Raw genomic sequence first — 21,968 nt, 5'->3', positions numbered from 1 at the left:
ACGCGTCGCTCGAATGGTGCTCTCCACTCTGGCGGGCTCATTTTCGGTAACAGTCAGGGGCATCGCGCCAACGGTTCCCCTGCTTGCCGTCACCTTGCCGCTGCTCCTGTGCGTCGTGGCCAGGACCACGACGGAACGGCGGCACGCGGTGGCCAAAAACTGGCTGTACCTTGCGCCGCCGTCGTTCTTCCTGATCCGCAAACCACTGACCGTGCCCGAACGTCTCGCCACTTAACCGCAAAGGCTAAGGTCAGCGCAGCACCACCGTCCGGTTCCCCGACAAGATGATCCGGCCCTCCGCATGCCAGCGAACGGCATTGGTCAGCGCCTTGCATTCGGCATCCCGGCCGGCAGCCACAAGGTCCGCCGGCCCGTAGCTGTGGTCCACCTCGATGACCTGCTGGGCGATGATTGGCCCCTCGTCGAGCTCGGAATTGACGTAGTGGGCTGTGGCGCCGACGGTCTTGACCCCGCGTTCATAGGCCTGATGGTACGGCTTGGCACCCTTGAAACTGGGCAGGAACGAGTGGTGGATATTGATGGCCCTACCCGACAGCACCGAGGTGAGGTTATCGCTGAGAACCTGCATGTAACGGGCCAACACCACCAGTTCGACGTTGTAGCGCTCCACCAGATCCAGCAGCTGTGCTTCGGCGTCCGGCTTGGTCTCCGGCGTCACGGGGATGTGGTGGAATGGGATCCCATACCAATCCACCAGGTCCTGGTGCGTTTGATGGTTGGAGACCACGCCAACAATCTCCACCGGCAGTTCGCCATTCCGGGAACGGAAAAGCAGATCGTTCAGGCAGTGGCCAAATTTGGAGACCATCACCAAAATGCGTTCCTTGCGGCTGTGAGGCTCCAGCCGCCAGTTCATGCTCCACTGTTCTGCCACCGGGGCGAAGCCTGCCCGCAATTCCTCCTGCGTTGGCATGCCCTCGATCGCCATGAAATGCACCCGCATGAAGAAATGCCGCACCAGCTGGTCGCCAAATTGCTTGATATCCACGATGTAGCAGCCGCGCCGCAGCAGGAACTCGGACACTGCGTGCACAATCCCCGGCGATTCCGCGCAGTCAATGGTCAGGATGAAACCGCCCTTCCCGCTCTCCGACGGCTCTGCCGCCTGAATGCGCGACGGCGTGGGAGCGGGGTGCGCCGTCATTTTCCGGCCGCCGTTTGCTTGCCCAGGAGCTCCGCTGACTTAGCACGTTCCGACTCGAGATCGTCCTGGAACGCGGCGTAGCGGGCCAGGTGGCTGGGGCGCTTTCGAATCAAGGACCACACGACACCGAGGATGAGGAACCAGAGCGGTGTCACCAGCAATGCCTTCAGGGTGTCGGGCTGGGTAGTCAGCGCCCACAGCACAAAGGCGAAGAACGCAAACACCACCCACACCATGGGGATGCCGCCGGGCATCTTGAATTTCGAGGAGTTGTGCAAATGCGGGCGGCGACGGCGGAACGCGAGGTAGCTGGCCAGAATCATCGACCAAACAAACACAAAGCAGACGGCGGCAACGGTGGTGACCATCTCAAAAGCCTTGCCAATGTCCTCGCCGACATACATCAACGCCACGCCGGACAGGAGCAGGATGCAGGACAGGAACAAGGCGTTGCTAGGAACCTTGCGGCTGGAGAGCTTGGAGAAGCGCTGGGGGGCGTCGCCTTCCTGCGCCAGACCGTACACCATCCGGGAGGTGGAGTAGATACCCGAGTTGGCGGAGGACATGGCCGAAGTCAGCACCACCAGGTTCACGATTGTGGCGGCCGCACCAAGCCCGGCCAGTGAAAACATGGCGATAAACGGGCTGTGCCCGGCAGCAAACTGGGTCCAGGGGATGACGGACATCAAGATGATCAAGGCGCCCACGTAGAAAAGCAACACACGGATGGGGATGGAGTTGATGGCCTTGGGGAGGTTCTTCTCCGGATCCTTCGCCTCGGCCGCCGTCGTGCCAACCAATTCGATGCCCACGAACGCAAACACCGCAATCTGGAAGCCGGCCACGAAGCCCATGAATTCGTTGGGGAAGAACCCTCCGTGGCTCCACAGGTTGGTGAACGTTGCCGGCCCAGCGTCCGAGCGGAAGCCGCCAAAGATCATGAACAGGCCCACGATGATCAGGGCGACAATGGCGATAATCTTGATCAGGGCAAACCAGAATTCCGTTTCCCCAAACGCCTTCACCGTGGTCAGGTTCAACACCAGCAGGATGCCGATGGTGATCAGCCCCGGGATCCACAGGGGCAGGCCCGGCCAAAGTACCCGTGTGTAGGCGGCGATGGCAATGACGTCGGCGATTCCGGTGATCACCCAGCAGAACCAGTACGTCCAGCCCGTGAAGAAACCCGCCCACGGGCCCAACAGATCAGCGGCGAAATCGCTGAACGATTTGTAGTGGAGGTTGCTCAGCAGCAACTCACCCATAGCGCGCATGACAAAGAACAGCATGAAGCCGATGATCATGTAGACGAAGATCACCGACGGTCCTGCCGCGGAGATGGTTTTTCCGGAGCCCATGAACAGGCCCGTTCCAATGGCGCCGCCGATGGCGATGAGCTGGATATGCCGGTTGCTCAACTGCCGCTCAAGCTGCGGTGGCGCGTCGTGGGGAGCCGTGGATTGGTGTGTCGTCAAAAGGAACTCCATCGTTTCGGTGGCAGGGTGCCACGATGATTCGGGTTCCTCCCCACTCTGTCTGGGACCTGAGAGTTTCCGCGGGTCCCTGTGTTCAAGGACGCCGCTTGCACCTTCGGTGGGCCGGTTTCCCGGCCGCTTTCCAGAGTTGCCTATCCGCGGCGGTACATGGGCCTGAGAGATTCCCGGGGAGGGTTTGCTCCTTCGGCGCCCGCACACTGTTCCGGCGGGACTCTCCCGCCACGGATCGATGGCACTACATGTTTCTTGGGTGACGCGAGTCACATGGTAGACCTTAAAGTGCTGGCGATGCAAAAAAAGTAAAACGCGCAGGCGGCGGGAATGGGTATTTAAGGGCTGGGTGCAGGCGCCTTCGCGGAGGTATCTACCGGGCCAATTTGGCCCGAGACGGCTTCCTCGTGTATTCTGTGAGCCGAGTCACCCACAATTTAACACGCCTTTCGAACCGTGGCGGGAGAGTCCTCCCAGCAATTTTGGCGGCGCCGTAGGAGCAAATCCTCCCCAGGAATCTCTCAGGCCCATGTACCGCCACGGCGAGGCAACTCTGGAAAGTAGTGGGCCCAAAAGCCGCACTCACCGACGGTGCAAGCGCCACCCTTGTGAAATGAGGGAAACGCGGAATCTCTCAGGTCCAAGACAGAGCGGGGAGGAACCCCACCCATGCCACACCCCTCAAGGGGCGGCCGTACCTTGGAGTTCCTCATGACGATTCAATCCATTCCGACTGTCTTTGCCGACCGGCATATCGGCGCCCGCCGCCAGTTGGACATCGCGCACATGCTCAAGGCAATCGGCTACGACAGTGTTGACTCGTTGGTGGACACAGCGGTTCCGGACTCCATCCGCCAGGGCACCCCACTGAAACTTCAAGGCGCACTAAGCGAAGTTGAGGTCCTGGCCGAGCTCCGCGCACTGGCCGCAAAGAACAAGCGCGCCATCCAGATGATCGGCCAGGGCTACTATGACACCGTCACCCCCGCGGTCATCCGCCGCAACATCCTCGAGGGCCCGGCCTGGTACACCGCCTACACCCCGTACCAGCCCGAGATCTCCCAGGGCCGCCTTGAGGCGCTGCTGAACTTCCAGACCATGGTCAGCGACCTGACCGCACTGCCGGTGGCTAACGCCTCCCTGCTCGATGAAGCCACCGCCGTGGCCGAGGCCGTGCTGCTCATGCGCCGAGCCAACAAGTCCAAGACCGCTGCCAACGGCAAGACGGTTCTGGACGCGGATCTCCTGCCGCAGACCATCGCCTTGGTCAAGGGCCGTGCCGAGGCCCTGGGCTTCGAGGTTGAGGTAGCTGATCTTTCCCTGGGCCTGCCCGACGGCGACATCAACGGCGTCGTCCTCCAGCAGCCTGGCGTGTCTGGGCGCGTCTTCAACCACGCACCGGTTATCACCGCAGCCAAGGAACGCGGCGCGCTCGTCACGGTGGCCGCTGACCTGCTGGCCCTGACCCTGATCACCCCTCCCGGGGAACAAGACGCCGACATCGCCGTCGGAACCGCACAGCGCTTCGGTGTGCCGCTGTTCTTCGGCGGCCCGCACGCCGCTTACATGGCCGTCCGCAACGGGATGGAACGCTCGCTGCCGGGCAGGATCGTGGGCGTCTCCAAAGACGACACCGGACTGCCCGCCTACCGCCTGGCCCTGCAGACCCGCGAGCAGCACATCCGCCGCGAGAAGGCCACCTCCAACATCTGCACCGCCCAGGCGCTGCTGGCCATCGTCGCCTCCATGTACGCCGTCTACCACGGCCCCGAGGGTTTGAAGGCGATCGCCGAGACCGTCCACGGCCACGCCCGCACCCTCGCCGCAGCCCTTGCCGCATCCGGCGTCGAACTCCTGCACACCTCCTTCTTCGACACGCTTACGGTGCACGTCCCGGGACGGGCCGGCACCCTGGTGGCCGCGGCCGAGCGGGCCGGCATCAACCTGCGCCCCATCGACGCCAACACGGTGGGAATATCCATTGACGAAACCACGACGGCGGACATCGTGGCCCGCGTAGCCGCCGTGTTTGGTGCCGCACCGGCAGGAGATGGCGCCGACCAGGCCGGGGCCGCCTTTGCCTTGGCCGCGGACACGGAGCGCACCTCGGACTTCCTGACCCACCCCGTCTTCAACACCCACCGCTCCGAAACCCAGCTCCTGCGCTACATCCGCCGCCTCAGTGACCGCGACTTGGCCCTGGACCGCACCATGATCCCGCTGGGCTCGTGCACCATGAAGCTCAACGCCACCGCGGAGATGGAAGCCATCTCCTGGCCGGAGTTCGCCTCCATCCACCCCTTCGCCCCCGATTCCCAGACCATTGGGTGGCGCGAACTGATCGAAGGCCTGGAGGCGGACCTGTGCGAGATCACCGGCTACGACCAGGTCTCCATCCAGCCCAACGCCGGATCCCAGGGCGAACTGGCCGGCCTGCTGGCCATCCGCGGCTACCACATCTCCCGTGGCGACGCGCAGCGCACCGTCTGCCTGATCCCGGGCTCCGCCCACGGCACCAACGCCGCCTCAGCCGTCCTGGCGGGCATGAAGGTGGTGGTGGTTGCCACCGCCACCGACGGTTCCATCGACCACGCCGACCTGCTGACCAAGATCGACACGCACAAAGACCAGCTCTCGGCCATCATGATCACCTACCCCTCCACCCATGGCGTGTACGACGCCGATGTGCGTGAGGTGTGCGACGCTGTCCATGCCGCTGGCGGCCAGGTGTACGTTGACGGGGCCAACCTCAACGCCCTGGTGGGACTGGCCCAGCCCGGCAAGTTCGGCGGCGACGTCTCCCACCTGAACCTGCACAAGACCTTCTGCATCCCGCACGGCGGTGGCGGCCCCGGCGTGGGACCTGTCGCAGCCAAGGCGCACCTGGCACCCTTCATGCCCGGCGACGCCAACGCGGCAGCCAACGATGCAAGCCAGGGAACGCCGTCGTCCGGGGTACCGATCTCCGGTTCCCGCTTTGGCTCCGCAGGGGTCCTGCCGATCTCCTGGGCCTATGTGAAACTGATGGGCGGGAACGGGCTGACCGAGGCCACCAAGTCCGCGTTGCTGGCAGCGAACTACATCGCCGCCCGGCTCAACGAGCACTTCCCTGTCTTGTACACGGGGGCTGGTGACTTGGTGGCCCACGAGTGCATCCTGGACCTGCGTGAGTTGACCGCCAAGACCGGGGTGACTGCCGAAGATGTGGCCAAGCGCCTCATCGACTACGGCTTCCACGCACCCACCCTCTCCTTCCCCGTGTCGGGCACGCTCATGGTGGAGCCCACCGAATCCGAAGACCTCACCGAGATCAACCGCTTCATCACCGCCATGGTCTCCATCCGGGCCGAAATCGACCAGGTCGCTGAGGGAGTCTTCACCCTGGAGGACAGCCCGCTGCGCAATGCACCCCACACGGCTGCCGCCGTCGTGAATTCCGCCTGGGAGCGCGGCTACACCCGCGAACAGGCGGCCTTTCCGGTTGCCGCCCTGCGCCAGGACAAGTACTTCCCGCCCGTGGGCCGCATCGACGGGGCTGCGGGGGACCGGAATCTGGTCTGCTCCTGCCCGCCCATCGAAGATTTCGCCGACGACTTCTCAAACTAACCCGCAAAGGAATTTCCATGACGCAAAATCACACAGCCCTTTACGGCGAACACGAAAAAGCCGGGGCCTCCTTCACCGACTTCGGTGGCTGGCAGATGCCGCTGAAGTACTCCTCCGAGCTGGCCGAGCACCACGCGGTCCGCAACGCGGCCGGCCTCTTTGACCTCTCCCATATGGGCGAGGTCTGGGTGAACGGACCCGGTGCCGCCGCATTCCTGGACTACGCCCTGGCCGGCAAGCTCTCCGCCGTGGGCCTTGGCAGGGCCAAGTACTCGCTGATCTGCAACGCCGACGGCGGCATCATCGACGACCTGATCTCCTACCGTTTGGGTGAGGAGAAGTTCTTGGTGGTCCCCAACGCCGGCAACGCAGCCACCGTGGCCGCACTGCTGGCCGAACGTGCCGCCGGCTTCGACGTGGTGGTGGAGGATGCCTCCAGTGCCACGTCGCTCATCGCGGTCCAGGGACCCAACGCCGAAACCATCCTGCTGACACTGGTACCCGAGGACCAGCATGCCCGCGTCACCGAGCTGAAGTACTACGCCGCCGTCGAGGTGGGCATCACCGTCAATGGCGCCGTCCAGGACCTGCTGTTGGCCCGCACCGGCTACACCGGCGAGGACGGCTTTGAGATCTACCTGCCCAACGCCGACGCCGCGGCGCTGTGGCAGGCGCTGCTGGAAAACGGTGGGGCGAAGGGCCTGATCCCGGCCGGCTTGGCCGCCCGCGACTCCCTCCGTCTGGAAGCCGGCATGCCCTTGTACGGCAACGAGCTTTCCGTTTCGGGCCACGCCTACTCCGCCGGACTGGGACCGGTGGTGTCGCTAGCCAAGGAAAGTGACTTCATCGGCAAGGCTGCACTGGCCGCCATCAAGGAATCCGGCGAAGGCTCCACCACTGGCCGCAAACTGGTCGGGCTCAAGGGCCTGGGCCGGCGTTCCGCCCGCGGACACTACCCGGTCCTGTTGGCTGGCGCCGTGATTGGTGAGGTAACCTCCGGCCAACCCAGCCCCACCCTCGGCTACCCGGTTGCCCTGGCGTACGTCAACGTGGAACATGCCACCCCCGGTACACTCCTGGACGTTGACCTCCGTGGCAAGGCCGAACCGTTCGAGGTCGTCGCCCTGCCGTTCTACAAGCGCCAAAAGTAGTCCCACACCGAGTCCGTCGCTTTCGCGTGGTGGGCGCCACCAGCCCCCACCATCGCTACGTGACGGACTCACGCCCCCTTAGTGTTCACTTCCCTTGAAAGGCTTACATCATGAGCAAAGTAGCTGCCGAACTTAAGTACTCCGTCGAACATGAGTGGATCGCCGCCGATGGCGCTGGCCCCTCCACCATCGGCGTCTCCGCAGTTGCGGCCGACGCCCTCGGCGACATCGTCTACGTAGACCTGCCCGATGTCGGAAGTACCGTCACCGCCGGCGAAACTTGTGGTGAGATCGAGTCGACCAAGTCCGTCTCCGATCTTTACTCCCCGGTCACCGGCGAGGTTACCGAAGTGAACACCGCCGCCGTCGACGACCCGGCGCTGATCAACTCGGACCCCTATGGTGCCGGCTGGCTGTTTAAGGTGGCCGTGGAATCCGAGGGCCCGCTGCTGACCGCGGCAGAGTACGCTGCAGCCAACGGGGGAGAGCTGTGAACCGCGCTGACGTGAGCTACCAGCAGGTGGTTGCGCAGAGCCTTGACGCGACCCTGGCCGAGCTGGACCCGGAAATTGCCGTGGCGATCGACGCCGAGCTGTCCCGCCAGCGCACTGGTCTGGAAATGATCGCCTCGGAGAACCACACGGCCGCCGCGGTGATGGCGGCGCAGGGATCGGTGCTGACCAACAAGTACGCCGAAGGCTACCCGGGCCGACGCTACTACGGCGGCTGCGAATACGTGGACGTTGTCGAGCAGCTGGCAATCGACCGGGTCACGGCCCTTTTTGGTGCCGGGTTCGCCAACGTCCAGCCGCACTCTGGCGCCCAGGCCAACGCCTCCGTGATGCACGCGCTGATCAAGCCCGGCGACACCATCATGGGGCTGAACCTGGCCCACGGCGGGCACCTGACACACGGCATGAAGATCAATTTCTCCGGCCGCCTGTACAACGTGGTTCCGTACCAGGTCCGGGAGGACACGCACCAGGTGGACATGGCTGAGGTGGAGCGTCTGGCGCTCGAACACAAGCCGGCCCTCATCGTTGCCGGCTGGTCGGCTTACGCCCGCCAGCTGGACTTCGCCGAATTCCGGCGCATCGCGGACCTCGTGGGTGCTTACTTGATGGTGGACATGGCCCACTTCGCTGGTCTGGTGGCCGCTGGTTTGCATCCCTCACCGGTGCCGCACGCCCATGTCACCACGTCCACCACGCACAAGACCCTGGCCGGCCCGCGCGGTGGCATCATCTTGAGTAACGACGCCGACATCGCCAAGAAGATCAACTCGGCCGTGTTCCCGGGCCAGCAGGGCGGACCGCTGGAGCACGTCATTGCCGGCAAGGCCGTGGCGTTCAAGATTGCGGCGTCGCCGGAATTTGCCGAACGTCAGGAACGGGTGCTACTCGGTGCCCGCCTCCTTGCCGACCGGCTCATCAAGCCCGATGTGGCAGCACGCGGCATCTCCGTGATCTCCGGGGGCACCGACGTGCACCTGGTGCTGGTGGACTTGCGCAACTGTGAGCTCAACGGCCAGGAGGCGGAGGATCGGCTCGCCGCCATTGACATCACCGTCAACCGCAACGCCGTGCCGTTTGACCCGCGCCCGCCCATGGTCACCTCGGGCCTGCGCATCGGCACCCCGGCATTGGCCACGCGCGGTTTCGGCGAGGCAGCCTTTGCCGAAGTGGCGGATATCATCGCCGAGGCCCTTTTGGCCGACGCTGACGCGGACCTGTCCGGGTTGCGCACCCGGGTTGCAGCTCTCGCAACAGCCCACCCGCTCTACCCGTCAGTGGCAGACTTGTCCTAGACGGTACTGTTGCTCCCTGCGGTGGCTGCTTTGACGGCTGCCGCAGGGGACCGGCCTGGCACCCGCAAGGGGCCCGGCCCTCCGCCAGGTTTCACTGGCGGGAGGAACTTAGTTTTTAGTGAGGTACTGCCATGTCTGTTGGTGTTTTTGATTTGTTTTCGGTGGGGATTGGTCCGTCGAGTTCGCATACTGTGGGGCCGATGCGGGCTGCTGCGGCGTTTGCTGCGGAGTTGGTGGGGGGCGGGTTGCTGGGTAGGGTCGGCTCGGTGCGGGTGGATTTGTATGGTTCCCTGGCGGCGACCGGGCGCGGGCATGGGACCATGACGGCGGTGTTGCTGGGTTTGGAGGGCCGGGAGCCGGAGTTGATTCTGCCGGCCGAGGTCCAGTCCCGTCTGGCGGCGTTTGCTGCCGGTGCGCCCTTGCTGCTCGGGGGCAGTGTGGCTCTTGAGTACGGTGCCGAAGATATTATTTTGCACCCGTTGACGATCCTGCCCCGCCACACCAACGGTATGAAGCTGGCTGTCAGTGATAGTGCCGGGGTGCTGGTGCACGAGGCCACGTACTTCTCCGTCGGTGGTGGCTTCATCATCCGTGAGGGGGAAGTGGAGGCTGCGGTGGCGGAGCTGGAACACTCCAAGGAACTTTTGCCATACCCGTTCCGGACTGCTGAGACCTTGTTGGAACACTGTGCCAATGTGGGCGGGAACTTCAGTGACGTGATGCTTGCCAATGAGCTCGTGACCCGTTCCGAGGAGGAGATCCGGGCCGGGCTGTTGCATATCCGTGACGTCATGGAGGAATGTAAGAACGCCTCCTTGGAACGCGCCGGGCTGCTGCCGGGTGGGTTGAAGGTCCGCCGCCGCGCCCCTGACTGGCATGCCCGGCTGCTGGCTGAGGACCCGGACCGGGATCCGAAGTTCTGGCAGGAATGGGTGAATCTGGTGGCGTTGGCCGTGAATGAGGAAAACGCCTCCGGCGGGCGGGTCGTGACGGCCCCGACGAACGGGGCTGCCGGGATCATCCCGGCCGTGATGTTCTACGCCACCCACTACACCGAGGGTATGTCCGGCGCCTCGCAGGAGCGTGTGGATGATGTGGTGGTGACGTTCTTGCTCGCTTCCGCCGCGGTGGGGGTGTTGTACAAGGAGCAGGCTTCGATCTCCGGGGCCGAGGTCGGCTGTCAGGGCGAGGTTGGTTCCGCGTCCTCGATGGCCGCGGCCGGGCTGGCCGAGGTCATGGGCGGGACCCCGGAACAGGTCGAGAACGCCGCGGAGATCGCCATGGAACACAACCTGGGCCTCACGTGTGACCCGATCGGCGGGCTCGTGCAGATCCCCTGCATTGAACGTAACGCGATTGCGGCCGCGAAAGCCATCAACGCCGCGAAAATGGCGTTGTGGGGCGATGGCACCCACCGGGTCTCCCTGGACGAGGTCATCATCACCATGCGCGAGACCGGCCGCGACATGTCCTCTAAATACAAGGAAACGGCCATGGGCGGCCTCGCCGTCAACGTCGTCGAATGCTAAAAAAGGCCCCGGAGCGTGAGCTTATGCGCACAACCCGAACCGGGCCCCGCGCATAAACGACCATGCGCATAACCGAGCCCGAATCCACCGCATAAGAGCACAAAGTAACCCGGCCACGGCAGCAAAGCTGAGCCGAACGAAGGAGTACAGCTGTGACGTTGGCACCTGAAGGACGTAAGTTGTTGCGGATTGAGCAGCGTAATGCTGCTGTTCCGGTGGAGCGTAAGCCGGAGTGGATGAAGGCCAAGGTGGCCATGGGCCCGGAGTACATTGCCATGAAGAACCTGGTCAAGGGTCAGGGCCTGCATACCGTGTGTGAGGAGGCGGGCTGCCCGAACATCTTCGAGTGCTGGGAAGACCGGGAGGCCACGTTCTTGATCGGCGGTTCGGAATGTACCCGGCGCTGTGATTTCTGCCAGATCGATACCGGTAAGCCGTCCCCGATTGACAGGTTTGAGCCCACCAAGGTGGCCCGCTCCGTGGTGAAGATGAACTTGCGCTACGCCACCGTCACCGGTGTGGCCCGCGACGACCTCGAGGATGAGGGTGTGTGGCTCTATGCCGAGACGGTGCGCAAGATTCACGAGCTGAACCCGAACACCGGCGTCGAGCTGCTGATCCCGGACTTCTCCGGCAAGCCCGATAACATTGCCGCGATCTGTGAGTCCAACCCGGAGGTGTTCGCCCACAATGTGGAGACGGTGCCGCGGATTTTCAAGCGCATCCGTCCCGCGTTCCGTTACGAGCGCTCCCTGGACGTCATCAGCCAGGGCCGCGATCACGGCATGGTGACCAAGTCGAACCTGATCCTGGGGATGGGTGAGACCCGGGAAGAAATCAGCCAGGCACTGCAGGATTTGCACGACGCCGGCACGGACCTGATCACCATCACCCAGTACCTGCGCCCCTCCGAACGGCACCTGCCCGTGGACCGTTGGGTCAAGCCTGCGGAATTTTTGGAACTGAACCAGGAAGCCGACGAGATCGGTTTTCTGGGGGTCATGTCCGGGCCGCTGGTGCGTTCCTCCTACCGGGCCGGGCGGCTCTGGGCAACAGCCATGCGCAAAAAAGGCCGCGACATCCCCGAACACCTCGCCCACATCGCCGAAGGCATCGAGGACGCCGGCCATACCCGCCAGGAAGCCGCCTCCCTCATCGCAGCACACTAATTCCATCCAACACGGCAAGGATCCACGATGCTCCCCACCAGACTGGAAATCATCCCCACCCAGGGTGTCATTCCCGCGGTGCTTGCGAAGGTCCCCACCAGCACGACCCTCACAGTGACGTGCCTGCCTCACCACGGCGTCGAACGCACCATGGAAACGGCCGTGGCACTGGCCGGGCATGGCTTCACCGTGGTCCCGCACCTTGCCGCCCGGGCCATTGGCTCCCGTGAGCAGCTGGCCCGGCTGATTCGCAGTGCTGCGGGCGCTGGGATTGCGGAGATCTTTGCCATTGGCGGGGACACCGCGGTCCCAGCCGGGCCCTATTCGTCGAGCGAGAGTCTCATGCGCGAGATCGTCGAGCTGAGCGGGCGCACCATAAAACTCGGTGTGGCCGGATACCCGGAAGGCCACCCGTCCATCAGCCGCCTGCAGCTCATGGAATCCTTGCAGGCCAAGGCCGAACTGGCGGACCACGTTGTGACACAGATGTGCTTTTCAGTGCCCACGATCGCCGAGTACATAGCGGGGTTGCGCAGCGAAGGCGTGTTGCTTCCGGTGTGGGCCGGCGTGGCCGGGTCCGCGCCGCGAACCAAGCTGGTCTTTCTGGCCACAAAGATCGGCGTTGGCAGTTCCCTGCGGTTCATCACCGGCAAGGGGGCGTTGGGCCGGCAGCTGTTGAGCGGCAGCCGCTACCAGCCGGGGGCTCTGATCAGGGATTTGACGTCCCTGCCAAAACCTCCGGACGGCATCCACCTCTACACTTTCAACGCCCTTGACGCCGTGGACTCACGGCCCTGAGCAGACACACAAACCCGGTGCCTTCACCGGCCATCGGTCTCAGGATCAGGTAGCTGCTATGGGAGGATGGGTCAATGTCGCCGTACCCCACAAGTCGCACTGAGGTGGCGAAATCAAAGCGGACAGTGCTCCTCACCGGCGCCAGCGGATCGATGGGCTCGGCCACGCTGTGTGAGCTGCTTCAACGGCGCGACCGCTTTGACATTGTTTTGCTTGCCCACGGCACCAAGCACGGCCGACGAGCACTGCGCCCTTTCCTGAACGAGCCAGGGGTCCGGATCGTCTGGGGCGATCTGCGCGACTATGCGAGCGTTCTCGAGTGCGTGAGCGGTGCCGACGTCGTACTGCATACGGCGGCGCTCATCTCGCCGGCCGCAGACCGTGACCCGGTGCTGACCGAGCAGATCAACGTTGGTTCGATCCGCAACATCCTGCGCGCGATTGCGGCGCAGCCAGACCCGGACAGGGTGCGGCTGGTGTCGGTCGGATCGGTGGCGACGACGGGTAGCCGACTCCCGCCCCTCCACTGGGGGAGGGTGGGTGACCCGATCACACCTGCGGTTGGTGACCACTATGCGGTCAGCAAGATCGAGGCCGAGTGCCTTGTGGTGGAATCCGGCCTTGAACATTGGGTGTCCCTGCGGCAGACCTTCATCTGTATTCCGCGGTTGCTGAGCCTGATGGATCCGATAATGTTCCACCAGCCGGTGACGACGCTGTTCGAGTTTGTGACGGCCCGGGACTCTGGCCGGTTGATGGCCAACGCCTGTGAAGAAACGGTCCCTAACGATTTCTGGCGGCGGGCCTACAACATTGGCGGAGGGGAAAACTGCCGGGTCGGGTACGTGCAGTACCTGAACCGCATTTTCGGGACTCTTGGGCTTGGCACGCTCATGCAGCTCGCCGAGCGGCGCTGGTTCGCCCTGAAGAACTTCCACTGCCAGTGGTACCTGGATTCCGATGTGCTGGAGGGCTACCTGCACTTCCGCAAGGACGGCATGGATCAGTATGCGGCCCAGGTAAAGGCATCCACGCCGTGGTTGCTCCGCATCGGACTGGGGCGGCTGATCCCACGTTCCGTGATCAAAAATCTGATGATGAAGCGGTTGGCGCAAAGACCGGAAGGGCCGCTGCATTGGATCGAATCCGGTGACCAGGCCCGGATCGAGGCATTTTTCGGGTCGAGGGAGCAATGGGAGAACATCCCTGGGTGGGAGGAAGCGATCCCGGCGCCCGGACCCGCACGACCCTTGGACCACGGCTACGACGACTCGCTGCCGGATGCCAGGATCGGCCTGGCCGACGCGCGATCGGCGGCCCTCTTCCGCGGTGGTGAATGCCTGGCTGAAGACATGCAGCCCGGGAACCTCTACACCCCGCTGCGGTGGCGCTGCTTCGCCGGCCACGAGTTCGATGCGACACCGTACCTTGTGCTGCGGGCCGGGCACTGGTGTCGGGACTGCCAGACACAGCTAAGTGATGCGGCTCGCGCGGCAGGAAACCCCTTTCTGGCACAGGTGATTCCCGTGCCCGCTGCGAACATCTAGGGTGTGGGACACGGCTTCACTGCGTAAAGAGGGGCCCCTGGGCCGGGCTCGGCCTACTTCATTGATATTGACGACGGCCTCCATCAGCCCCACCTTGGCCCGGCGCGGCCGCCCATGAACACACACCCGCGCGGTGAAGCTTGTGTTGTTTTTTCGTCGCGACGCAGGCGGTCTAGGCTGAATCTGTGGTCAAGGTTTTCTGTGCCAAAAGCTACTGTTAACTCCATGGATCTTTCCCTTATCCCCTATGTGGAATACGTGGCCCTGGAAAACTTTGTCGGCCCGGCGGCGGTGCGCCGCGGGCTCGACTACGCAGACAATGGCCACGTCCGCAACATCAAATGGGACGAGGGCGAGCTCCACTTGCAGGGTCGGGTGTCCGGCAGTCGAGGCGAAGTTTACACAACGAGCGCCTTTTTTGAGGATGAACCCAAGGGCGCCGTTATTATTTAAAGTGAATGTAGTTGCCCTGTCGGGTGGGAGTGCAAGCACGTGGCTGCGCTGGTGTTCACTACCAACCTCTTGTTGAATCCGGTGTCAATGCTCCTGTTTCGGCACAGGCCAAGGCAAAAACGGGCAAACCAAAAACCCAAAAACCTGTTCCTGTCACGGCGGAACCGTGGGAGAAACAGCTCGAAGCAATGCTGCGCCCGCCGGTCAAGATGGTACCGACTCGGTGGGGGGGGGGGGGGGGGGGGGGGATGCAAGCGCCCGACCCGGCCACGGCCGCCGTGTCGGTGCCGATGGCGCTGCAATTCGAGCTGGTTGCGGAACCCGCAGACCCGTATGCAAAAAGGCACAAGCCCGGCACGAGCGCCAGCGCAGTGACCGCGCCCCGTCGTATTCGGCTGGGTGTGCGCCCGGTCATGCGCGGCGACACCGGCAAGTGGGTTGTCGGCAATCTCGCCTGGGACGTCCTGTCCAGGGCCTACAACTTTTCCAGTCTCAACGTCGAACACATGGATTGGCTGCAGGTCTTCCGTTCCTTGTACATGGCCACGCGAACGGCCTACGCAACCGGCAAATGGATCTATCTTGACGATTTCAATTCTCCTTTGCTGTGGAACCTGCTCGATCAGGCCGGTGACATCGGCTTGGAATTGGTGACCTCCCGAAAGAACACGAGTGTCAACCGGCAGCACCAAGCCCGCGTCACCACCGAGGTGGCATCAATGGACGACGGCGGGATCCGGCTCGTACCGCGGGCGCTGGCCAACGACGTGGCGCTGGATCCTGCGGCCATCGGTACCATGGGCGCCCCGGTTCACGGGCTGTTCTGGTGGGATGGCGGCAAGGACAACACGGCCTTGACGCAGAAGAACATCCACTTTGCACCCATCACGGAGGCCATGGGAGATGCGCTCAGACAGCTGATCAACGCACGGACGCCGGTGGACATTCCAGCTTCCGCACGGGAGCAGTTCCTGGGCGCCTACTACCCGAAGCTGCGCCGCACCATGGACCTGCGGCCAAGCAGTGGCACGGCCGATCTTCCGGAAATTCAGGACCCGGAACTGGTTTTGAGAGTGGTACACGTACCTGCTGTTCCCGCCACAAAACCGGACCGGCGCCGCAAAGCTGGAAGTCAGTCCATCAAAGCCACCGGCCCCGCACTGGAACTGCACTGGCACTGGGAGTACACGGTCGGCGAGGCCAGCACCAGGTACCCCATGGTTAACGACCGGACCGGACACCGCGACGACGCCTATGAGACACGGCTGCTCAAGACCGTGTCGGAGACGCTCGTCGACTTTCCGGCCGCCACCGGCGAGTCCTTCCCGCATGCTCCCAGCCTGCATCCTGGCAGTAACGAACACGTGCACCTGTTGGACGTTGCCGCTGCCCGTTTCAGTACCGAGGCCCTGCCCGCGCTCGCCGCCGTCGAACACCTGCGCGTTGACACTTCCGGCTCGGTGCCGGACTATACCGAGCTGAAGGGCACCCCACAGATCGGCATCAGCACCAAGGGAACCAACGACGGCGACTGGTTTGACTTGGGCGTCTCGGTCACCTTGGACGGGGCACAGATCCCCTTCAGTGAGCTGTTCCTGGCCCTGGCCACGGACGAGGAGCACCTGATGCTGCCCAACTGCCACTACTTTGCGCTTGACCAACCGGAATTTGTGCAGCTGCGCAAGCTCATCGAAGAGGCCCGGAGCCTGCAGGAGCCCGACGAATCATTGAAGATCAGCCGCTACCAGGCAGGCCTGTGGCAGGAACTTGAGGAACTCTCGACGACGGCCGAGCAGGCCTCCGCGTGGGAAAAATCCGTCACCGGCCTCCTGGAGTTGCAGGAGGTCGCCGCCGTCCCGGTCCCGGAAACACTGCACGCATCGCTGCGCCCCTACCAGCAGGAAGGCTTCAACTGGCTGGCGTTCCTGTTCAAGAACGGGCTCGGCGGGGTCCTGGCCGACGACATGGGGCTGGGCAAGACCCTGCAGACCCTGGCCCTGATCACCCATGCCAAGGTGTCGGCGGCCCCAGGCACCACTACGAAGCCGTTCCTCGTGGTGGCACCGACCTCGGTGGTGTCCAACTGGGAGGCCGAAGCCCGCCGCTTTGCCCCCACGCTAAACACCACCGCCGTCACCGACACCCTGCGCAAGAGCGGAAGTGACGCAGCCGCATTGGTGAACGGGGCCGACGTCGTGGTCACCTCCTACACTCTGTTCCGGCTAGACCATGAAGCCTATGCAAGCCAGGAATGGGCCGGGCTGATCCTGGACGAGGCGCAGTTCGTGAAGAACCACCTGACCAAGGCCAGCCAATTGGCGCGCGCGTTCCCGGTGCCGTTCAAGCTGGCGATCACCGGCACACCCATGGAGAACAACCTGATGGAACTGTGGTCGCTGTTTGCCATAACCTCCCCGGGGCTATTCCCGTCACCGTCACACTTTGGGGACTACTACCGCAAGCCCGTGGAGAAGGAGGCGAACTCGGAGCGGCTCAAACAATTACGACGGCGGATCCGTCCGCTGATCATGCGCCGCACCAAGGACGCCGTGGCCAAGGAGCTGCCGCCGAAACAGGAGCAGGTACTGGAGTTGGAGCTCGCGCCACGGCACCGCACCATCTACCAGCGGCACCTGCAGCACGAACGCCAGAAGGTGCTCGGTTTGCTGGGTGACATGGACAAGAACCGCTTCGCCATTTTCAAGTCCCTGACCACGCTGCGGATGCTCAGCCTGGACGCCTCCCTGGTGGATCCGAAGTACGCCAGTGCCCCCTCCAGCAAGCTCGACGTCCTGTTTGAGCATTTGGAGGACGTGGTGGCGGAGGGGCACCGGGCACTGATTTTCAGCCAGTTCACGAGCTTCCTGGGCAAGGCAAGGGAGCGGCTGGACGCGGCCGGGATCGAGTACGCGTACCTGGACGGCAAGACTCGCAAGCGCGGAGAAGTCATCGAGAAGTTCAAGTCTGGAAAAGCCCCCGTGTTCCTGATCAGCCTGAAATCCGGCGGGTTCGGCCTGAATCTGACCGAGGCGGACTACTGCTTCCTGCTGGATCCGTGGTGGAATCCGGCCACGGAGAACCAGGCCGTGGACCGCACCCACAGGATCGGGCAAACCAAGAACGTCATGGTGTCCCGGCTCGTCGCGAAGAACACGATCGAGGAGAGAGTCATGGCGCTGAAGGAAAAGAAGGCGAAACTGTTCACCTCCGTCATGGACGACGACGCCATGTTCTCTTCCGCCATCACCGCCGACGACGTCAGGGGCTTGTTCGACGTCTGAGGTGGCCGTGGCGCAGCCGGGGGTGTCGCTTGGATGGCTAACTTGCCCCCTCCAAAGCGACGTCCCTTCCCTCATTCACCTGCAACCTGGCGGCCGACGCGGGTGGGGCGGCACGCTTGTCCTTGAACCGGACCAGACGGACGGCGTTGACAATGACCACCAGCACGCTGACCTCATGCACCAGCATGCCGGTGGCCATAAATACCTTTTGGAACAGCACTGCGGTCAGCAGCAGCACCACCGTACCCAGGGCAATAACGGTGTTTTGCTTCATATTCCGTACGGTAGCCTTCGCCAGCGAATAGGCGTGGACCAGCTGGTCAAAGCGGTTCCCCATCAAGATCACATCGGCAGTCTGGATGGACACGTCAGTGCCGGCGCCCATGGCCAGGCCGACATCTGCTGTTGCGATGGCGGGGGCGTCGTTGATACCCAGTGCGGAGGCCATCCACGTGGGGAGGGGGCCGGCGTCGGACTTCCCAAAACGCTTCGCAAACTTACGCGCAGCCAGGAACAGCAGGAACGAGCCGAAGGCGATGCGCAGAAGGCCGGCGACCGGCCCCGGATCGTCGCCGGAATCGTCCACCGCGTCCAGTGCGTCCAGTGCGAAGGTGAGGACCGCGACGATCACCGCGAGCCCGACGATCCAACCGACCAGGAAAGCCAGACCATTGGCACGGGGCGGGCCGAGCCCAGCAGCAGCACAATCATGATGATGGGGAGCGGGCTCAGCGCCACCCCATGCCTAGGGGCAGGATGCTGCCGATGACCTCATTCATGACGGCTCCTTGCTGGTCGGCCAATGCGCAAATGTTTCGGCTGTCTCGGTGCCGAGACAGCACGGTTGGGAATGGCTTGGAAAAGCTGGGTCCAGCTCATCTACGGCGTCATGCGAACACGTGAGGTCCAGGTCGATCCGTCCCAAAAACGATAGGGGGCAAGCTCTTGGGGATCCAGGTAGAAACCAGGCGCCCTGGCTGTTGACGGGCTCAGCACTGCAGCTATGTTGGCCGCCGTGCCGGGGCGGGGTTCTACGACAGGGGCTGCTTCAGGAACGCCCGCATCGTCACTGAGATTGATGACTCCGGTTTGCATGACGGGAACATTCTTCAGGGCAAGTTGTACTGCGATCTTTTCTTCACGAACCCGAACCGCCTCGGCAGTCTTTTCCTCCCTGACGCGCACTGCTTCGGTGACCTTCGCTTCACGGATGCGCACCGTTTCAGCAGCTTTCCGGGCAGCTATGTCGATTTTTTGCTGGAGCGCGACTCGCTGTGCATCTTGCACTTCAACAAGTGCCTCGCGAATTCCGGAAATGCGGGAGTTCTCAGCCAGGATCTTTTCCAGGTCGCTGGCCGCCTGCGAGTACGCTCCGTCGGCCAGACTGATGTTTGAACGCAGGGCCAGCGCCTGGAAGCGGAGGTTTTCCGGGAACTTCCTTCCCAATATCAGCGATTTAAGGCATTCCTTGGCCGCCACGAGTTGGTCCAGCCCAAAATGAGCCTGAGCCCGCAGTATGGCCAATGCGGCCGTCAGCTCGGAATTCACCGGAAGTTGGTCTGTCAGCCTAAGGACTTCTTCCCAGTCACCTAAGCTTGAATAAAGCTCTGTGAGGCTAAGCAATGCAGGGTACGTCGGATCGAGTTGCTCCACGTACTGAATTGCCTCGGGAATCCGGCCGAGTGTCTGAAGCGCTTCGGCCAAGGCCAGGGTCAAGGCCGCCATTGTCAGGGGCAACTGGGCCGTGACTCCGCCCGCTATTTCGAGTTCGAAGGAAAAGTTGGGCAGATACTTCAAGAGGAAAGGATTGCTTTCAATAGGTGGCAACCCGTGGATGACACTCTGCAATGCCTGGACGCTTGATTCCAGGTGGTCCGCCTCCAGGTCCTGCAACCCGACAATGGCTGCGGCTGCGCGTCCAAAGACCGGGTGTTTCAGAACGATCGGGTCAAGCACTGGTGCCTGCCGGGTCACGGCGTAGGCGTACAGGGCTTTTTCTTCCTTGGCGGCGAGTAGTCCCGGCTTCACCGCGGGTGCGGGCCGCGGCGCCGGAGCTGGTGCTGTGTTGCGTGCAGGTGCACGGCGAGCAGGGCTTTTACTAGCGCTTGACGGCGTGGACGTGCCAATAATCTTGGTACGGCCGGCGTAGGCGGAAACACCCTTGGTTGACACGCGCACGCGGACACCGGGCATTACCTTGAACGACGTGCTTTTCTTGAATCCCATTATTTGCCTTTCGACAGTGACAGACTCAGCCTGAATTCGCTTGCTTCTGATTCTTCCTTGAATTCCAACGTCGTGACACCCACGAGACGGGTCACGGCTTCTTTGACCTCAGCCGGTGTGGCAAAGAAGAACTCACGCCGCAGGTTTACCTTATTTACCCGACGGGCATCGAATTCGCGGTGCAACTGCGCTTCGAGGGCAGCAGCGTCTTCGCTGAAGAAGAGCACATGGATGTCATACAGAAAGGGAACTCCTGCACCGCTCAGTTCGCGTATGCGTTCCGTGGGCTCCAACCTTCGGGTCATGCCGATTTTCACGATGCGGTCCCCGAACGCACCGAGATTGGAGATGACATAGACGTAACCGGTGCGGACGTTGGCTTGGCGGTTTTCGATGTCCTGCAGCTTGGCTTCCGCTCCCTCAACAAATTTTTGCATGTTGGCGATGGCCTCGGGGTCGCCGTTCTCAATGGCGATGGCCAGCGCCGCCTGGTATTTGCTGCGCTCAAGTTCAATCTTCTGGCGGGCCTTTTGCAGTTCCTTTTCGACCTTTTCTTGTTCGCGCGCTTCTTCCCGCAAAGCACGCTGCGTCTCGCGTTCGTTTGCCACTTTCACATGGTAATCAGCCGTGAGTTTTAACTCGTCCAAGCGCAGCTGGTGGTATTCGTCGGTAATTTGAATGGCCATGCTTTTGCCGAGCTTCTCGATGGCGCTCTTGGACCGTTCGAGGCGGGCCACGTTGGCATCGAACGAATACGCCCGTACGGTTCGTACACAGTTGTCAGCCTCTGCGTTGTAGGCCCTGAGCATCAGCTGGCATTGTTCCTTCACCATTTGGGCGCCTTTGGCGAGGTTCCCGTTAACAGCCCAATTGGTGGCGCCCGTAACGGCACGTTCTTTGACCAGTACCTTCAGCGAAGTCCTGAGCTGTGACAGGTGCTCCTTGTACTGGACGGCGTCCTCAAGCGGGTGTGAAAAATCGTAGATGCCAAGGTCCTGCAAGAGGTTGATCTCACGCGTTTCGATGATGCGGGATTCCAGCTCAGCGAGAACTGCTTCACGTTCGCGGATGCGGTGTTCCAGGTCCTGGAGGCGGAACAACTTTGCCGCGTCAGGTCCTGGAGTTGCACCCGGCGTGGTTTTGCCGGAGTCAGCCGGTCCGGGGTTTTGCAGGTTCTGGGGTTCGTCGAGAACCGCCCCATAGTGGGTGAGTAGCTCAGGGAGGCCTCCGTTCCATCCTTGGGATACCGAACGGATTTTCCAGTCGTCGTTGCGGCGGTAGAGTTCTGCAACCACGGCGACGCGCTCATTGGTGAGTCCCTCGCTGCTGATGGCGCACAAAGTGCCGAAGTCACTCGTCATGACCAAATCGAGGGACGACAGTGCCCCTAGCCGGGAGTCGGCGGAATCCAAAGATGCAGCGATGGCAACGGTGTGCACGGAATCCGGAAGGCGCCCCAAGGTTAGCTCCACCCTGTGGGCGTGGCCGAACCCGGAGTCGTCCCGGCCAAGGTACCTTGCAGCACCTGCAGAGTAGTTGGGCTGGTTGTAGAAGACGATGTCCGAGTTTGCTGAGACCTGGCCGCTGGCATCGAGCAGCAACATGAACAGGTCAAGCTCTTCTGTTGAAGACGGTGCACTCCAGCGAAGTGTCAGCTGAAGTGCAGCGTCAAGCGGCGCCGATATTACAGTATTTGCCCCTTTGGGCAACGATACGTGAGACATGAAATGACCATACAACCTACGGCAG

Annotated in this window: 16 protein-coding genes and 2 riboswitches; of the genes, 11 read left to right on the top strand and 5 right to left on the bottom strand. The window is 62.8% G+C overall.

What is annotated here, in order from left to right:
- Positions 1-13: 13 nt before the first annotated feature.
- Positions 14-235 (top strand): hypothetical protein, encoded by a 222-nt coding sequence (locus tag AOC05_RS12345; protein ID WP_062007476.1) that lies wholly within the window; start codon positions 14-16, stop codon positions 233-235.
- Between the two features lie 15 nt (positions 236-250).
- On the opposite strand, the gene purU is transcribed toward AOC05_RS12345, so the two are convergent.
- Together purU and cycA are read right to left on the bottom strand one after the other, a co-directional pair.
- Positions 251-1,165: a formyltetrahydrofolate deformylase gene (gene purU / locus AOC05_RS12340; RefSeq protein ID WP_062007475.1), complete on the bottom strand. Its 915-nt coding sequence runs from the start codon at positions 1,163-1,165 to the stop codon at positions 251-253.
- Positions 1,162-2,652, bottom strand: coding sequence for a D-serine/D-alanine/glycine transporter (gene cycA, locus AOC05_RS12335; protein WP_062007474.1), 1,491 nt, complete (start codon positions 2,650-2,652; stop codon positions 1,162-1,164). Before cycA ends, purU begins: the two co-directional genes overlap by 4 nt.
- A gap of 140 nt (positions 2,653-2,792) precedes the next feature.
- Positions 2,793-2,890, bottom strand: a riboswitch (glycine riboswitch).
- Positions 2,891-3,102: 212 nt separating this feature from the next.
- Positions 3,103-3,199, top strand: a riboswitch (glycine riboswitch).
- Positions 3,200-3,363: 164 nt separating this feature from the next.
- Here cycA and gcvP point away from each other — a divergent pair.
- The 10 genes from gcvP (at position 3,364) to AOC05_RS12285 (ending at position 17,993) form a co-directional block, all read left to right on the top strand.
- Positions 3,364-6,258 carry an aminomethyl-transferring glycine dehydrogenase gene (gene gcvP, locus AOC05_RS12330; protein WP_062007473.1) on the top strand — a complete coding sequence of 965 codons (2,895 nt, stop codon included), beginning with the start codon at positions 3,364-3,366 and terminating at the stop codon, positions 6,256-6,258.
- Positions 6,259-6,275: 17 nt separating this feature from the next.
- Complete coding sequence (gcvT, locus tag AOC05_RS12325) at positions 6,276-7,409, top strand: glycine cleavage system aminomethyltransferase GcvT (RefSeq protein WP_062007472.1); 1,134 nt, start codon at positions 6,276-6,278, stop codon at positions 7,407-7,409.
- Between the two features lie 110 nt (positions 7,410-7,519).
- Positions 7,520-7,903, top strand: a complete 384-nt coding sequence (gcvH, locus tag AOC05_RS12320) for a glycine cleavage system protein GcvH (protein ID WP_062007471.1) — start codon at positions 7,520-7,522, stop codon at positions 7,901-7,903.
- The gene (gene glyA, locus AOC05_RS12315) at positions 7,900-9,216 is read left to right on the top strand and encodes a serine hydroxymethyltransferase (RefSeq protein ID WP_062007470.1); all 1,317 of its coding nucleotides are present in this window, start codon (positions 7,900-7,902) and stop codon (positions 9,214-9,216) included. Before gcvH ends, glyA begins: the two co-directional genes overlap by 4 nt.
- A 131-nt stretch (positions 9,217-9,347) precedes the next feature.
- Positions 9,348-10,745 carry an L-serine ammonia-lyase gene (locus tag AOC05_RS12310; RefSeq protein ID WP_062007469.1) on the top strand — a complete coding sequence of 466 codons (1,398 nt, stop codon included), beginning with the start codon at positions 9,348-9,350 and terminating at the stop codon, positions 10,743-10,745.
- A gap of 152 nt (positions 10,746-10,897) precedes the next feature.
- The gene (gene lipA, locus AOC05_RS12305) at positions 10,898-11,914 is read left to right on the top strand and encodes a lipoyl synthase (RefSeq protein WP_062007468.1); all 1,017 of its coding nucleotides are present in this window, start codon (positions 10,898-10,900) and stop codon (positions 11,912-11,914) included.
- Between the two features lie 27 nt (positions 11,915-11,941).
- On the top strand, positions 11,942-12,712 hold the full coding sequence (locus AOC05_RS12300; protein WP_062007467.1) for a methylenetetrahydrofolate reductase: 771 nt from the start codon (positions 11,942-11,944) through the stop codon (positions 12,710-12,712).
- Between the two features lie 74 nt (positions 12,713-12,786).
- Positions 12,787-14,259 carry an NAD-dependent epimerase/dehydratase family protein gene (locus tag AOC05_RS12295; protein ID WP_062007466.1) on the top strand — a complete coding sequence of 491 codons (1,473 nt, stop codon included), beginning with the start codon at positions 12,787-12,789 and terminating at the stop codon, positions 14,257-14,259.
- 225 nt (positions 14,260-14,484) lie between these two features.
- Positions 14,485-14,712 carry a hypothetical protein gene (locus AOC05_RS12290; RefSeq protein WP_062007465.1) on the top strand — a complete coding sequence of 76 codons (228 nt, stop codon included), beginning with the start codon at positions 14,485-14,487 and terminating at the stop codon, positions 14,710-14,712.
- A gap of 248 nt (positions 14,713-14,960) precedes the next feature.
- Positions 14,961-17,993 (top strand): DEAD/DEAH box helicase, encoded by a 3,033-nt coding sequence (locus AOC05_RS12285; protein ID WP_062007464.1) that lies wholly within the window; start codon positions 14,961-14,963, stop codon positions 17,991-17,993.
- Between the two features lie 37 nt (positions 17,994-18,030).
- Here AOC05_RS12285 and AOC05_RS12280 read toward each other — a convergent pair whose 3' ends face one another.
- The 3 genes from AOC05_RS12280 to AOC05_RS12270 form a co-directional block, all read right to left on the bottom strand.
- Positions 18,031-18,624, bottom strand: coding sequence for a hypothetical protein (locus AOC05_RS12280; RefSeq protein WP_062007463.1), 594 nt, complete (start codon positions 18,622-18,624; stop codon positions 18,031-18,033).
- A 248-nt stretch (positions 18,625-18,872) separates the two neighbouring features.
- Entirely contained in the window at positions 18,873-20,219 is a 1,347-nt protein-coding gene (locus AOC05_RS12275) for a DUF2510 domain-containing protein (RefSeq protein ID WP_062007462.1), read from the bottom strand.
- Positions 20,219-21,943: a DUF4041 domain-containing protein gene (locus AOC05_RS12270; RefSeq protein WP_082357963.1), complete on the bottom strand. Its 1,725-nt coding sequence runs from the start codon at positions 21,941-21,943 to the stop codon at positions 20,219-20,221. Before AOC05_RS12270 ends, AOC05_RS12275 begins: the two co-directional genes overlap by 1 nt.
- Positions 21,944-21,968: the final 25 nt, after the last annotated feature.

The organism is Arthrobacter alpinus (genome assembly GCF_001294625.1).
In the GTDB taxonomy this organism is placed as follows: Bacteria; Actinomycetota; Actinomycetes; order Actinomycetales; family Micrococcaceae; genus Specibacter; species Specibacter alpinus_A.
Note: the sequence above shows the minus strand (reverse complement) of the source record. Positions and strands in the feature narration are given on the sequence as shown.

Excerpts from the sequence above, each read along its gene's own strand:
- AOC05_RS12345 (WP_062007476.1), top strand. The coding sequence starts at position 14 with ATGGTGCTCTCCACTCTGGCGGGCTCATTTTCGGTAACAGTCAGGGGC.
- purU (WP_062007475.1), bottom strand. The coding sequence starts at position 1,165 with ATGACGGCGCACCCCGCTCCCACGCCGTCGCGCATTCAGGCGGCAGAG.
- cycA (WP_062007474.1), bottom strand. The coding sequence starts at position 2,652 with ATGGAGTTCCTTTTGACGACACACCAATCCACGGCTCCCCACGACGCG.
- gcvP (WP_062007473.1), top strand. The coding sequence starts at position 3,364 with ATGACGATTCAATCCATTCCGACTGTCTTTGCCGACCGGCATATCGGC.
- gcvT (WP_062007472.1), top strand. The coding sequence starts at position 6,276 with ATGACGCAAAATCACACAGCCCTTTACGGCGAACACGAAAAAGCCGGG.
- gcvH (WP_062007471.1), top strand. The coding sequence starts at position 7,520 with ATGAGCAAAGTAGCTGCCGAACTTAAGTACTCCGTCGAACATGAGTGG.
- AOC05_RS12310 (WP_062007469.1), top strand. The coding sequence starts at position 9,348 with ATGTCTGTTGGTGTTTTTGATTTGTTTTCGGTGGGGATTGGTCCGTCG.
- AOC05_RS12300 (WP_062007467.1), top strand. The coding sequence starts at position 11,942 with ATGCTCCCCACCAGACTGGAAATCATCCCCACCCAGGGTGTCATTCCC.
- AOC05_RS12295 (WP_062007466.1), top strand. The coding sequence starts at position 12,787 with ATGTCGCCGTACCCCACAAGTCGCACTGAGGTGGCGAAATCAAAGCGG.
- AOC05_RS12290 (WP_062007465.1), top strand. The coding sequence starts at position 14,485 with ATGGATCTTTCCCTTATCCCCTATGTGGAATACGTGGCCCTGGAAAAC.
- AOC05_RS12285 (WP_062007464.1), top strand. The coding sequence starts at position 14,961 with ATGCAAGCGCCCGACCCGGCCACGGCCGCCGTGTCGGTGCCGATGGCG.
- AOC05_RS12275 (WP_062007462.1), bottom strand. The coding sequence starts at position 20,219 with ATGGGATTCAAGAAAAGCACGTCGTTCAAGGTAATGCCCGGTGTCCGC.
- AOC05_RS12270 (WP_082357963.1), bottom strand. The coding sequence starts at position 21,943 with ATGTCTCACGTATCGTTGCCCAAAGGGGCAAATACTGTAATATCGGCG.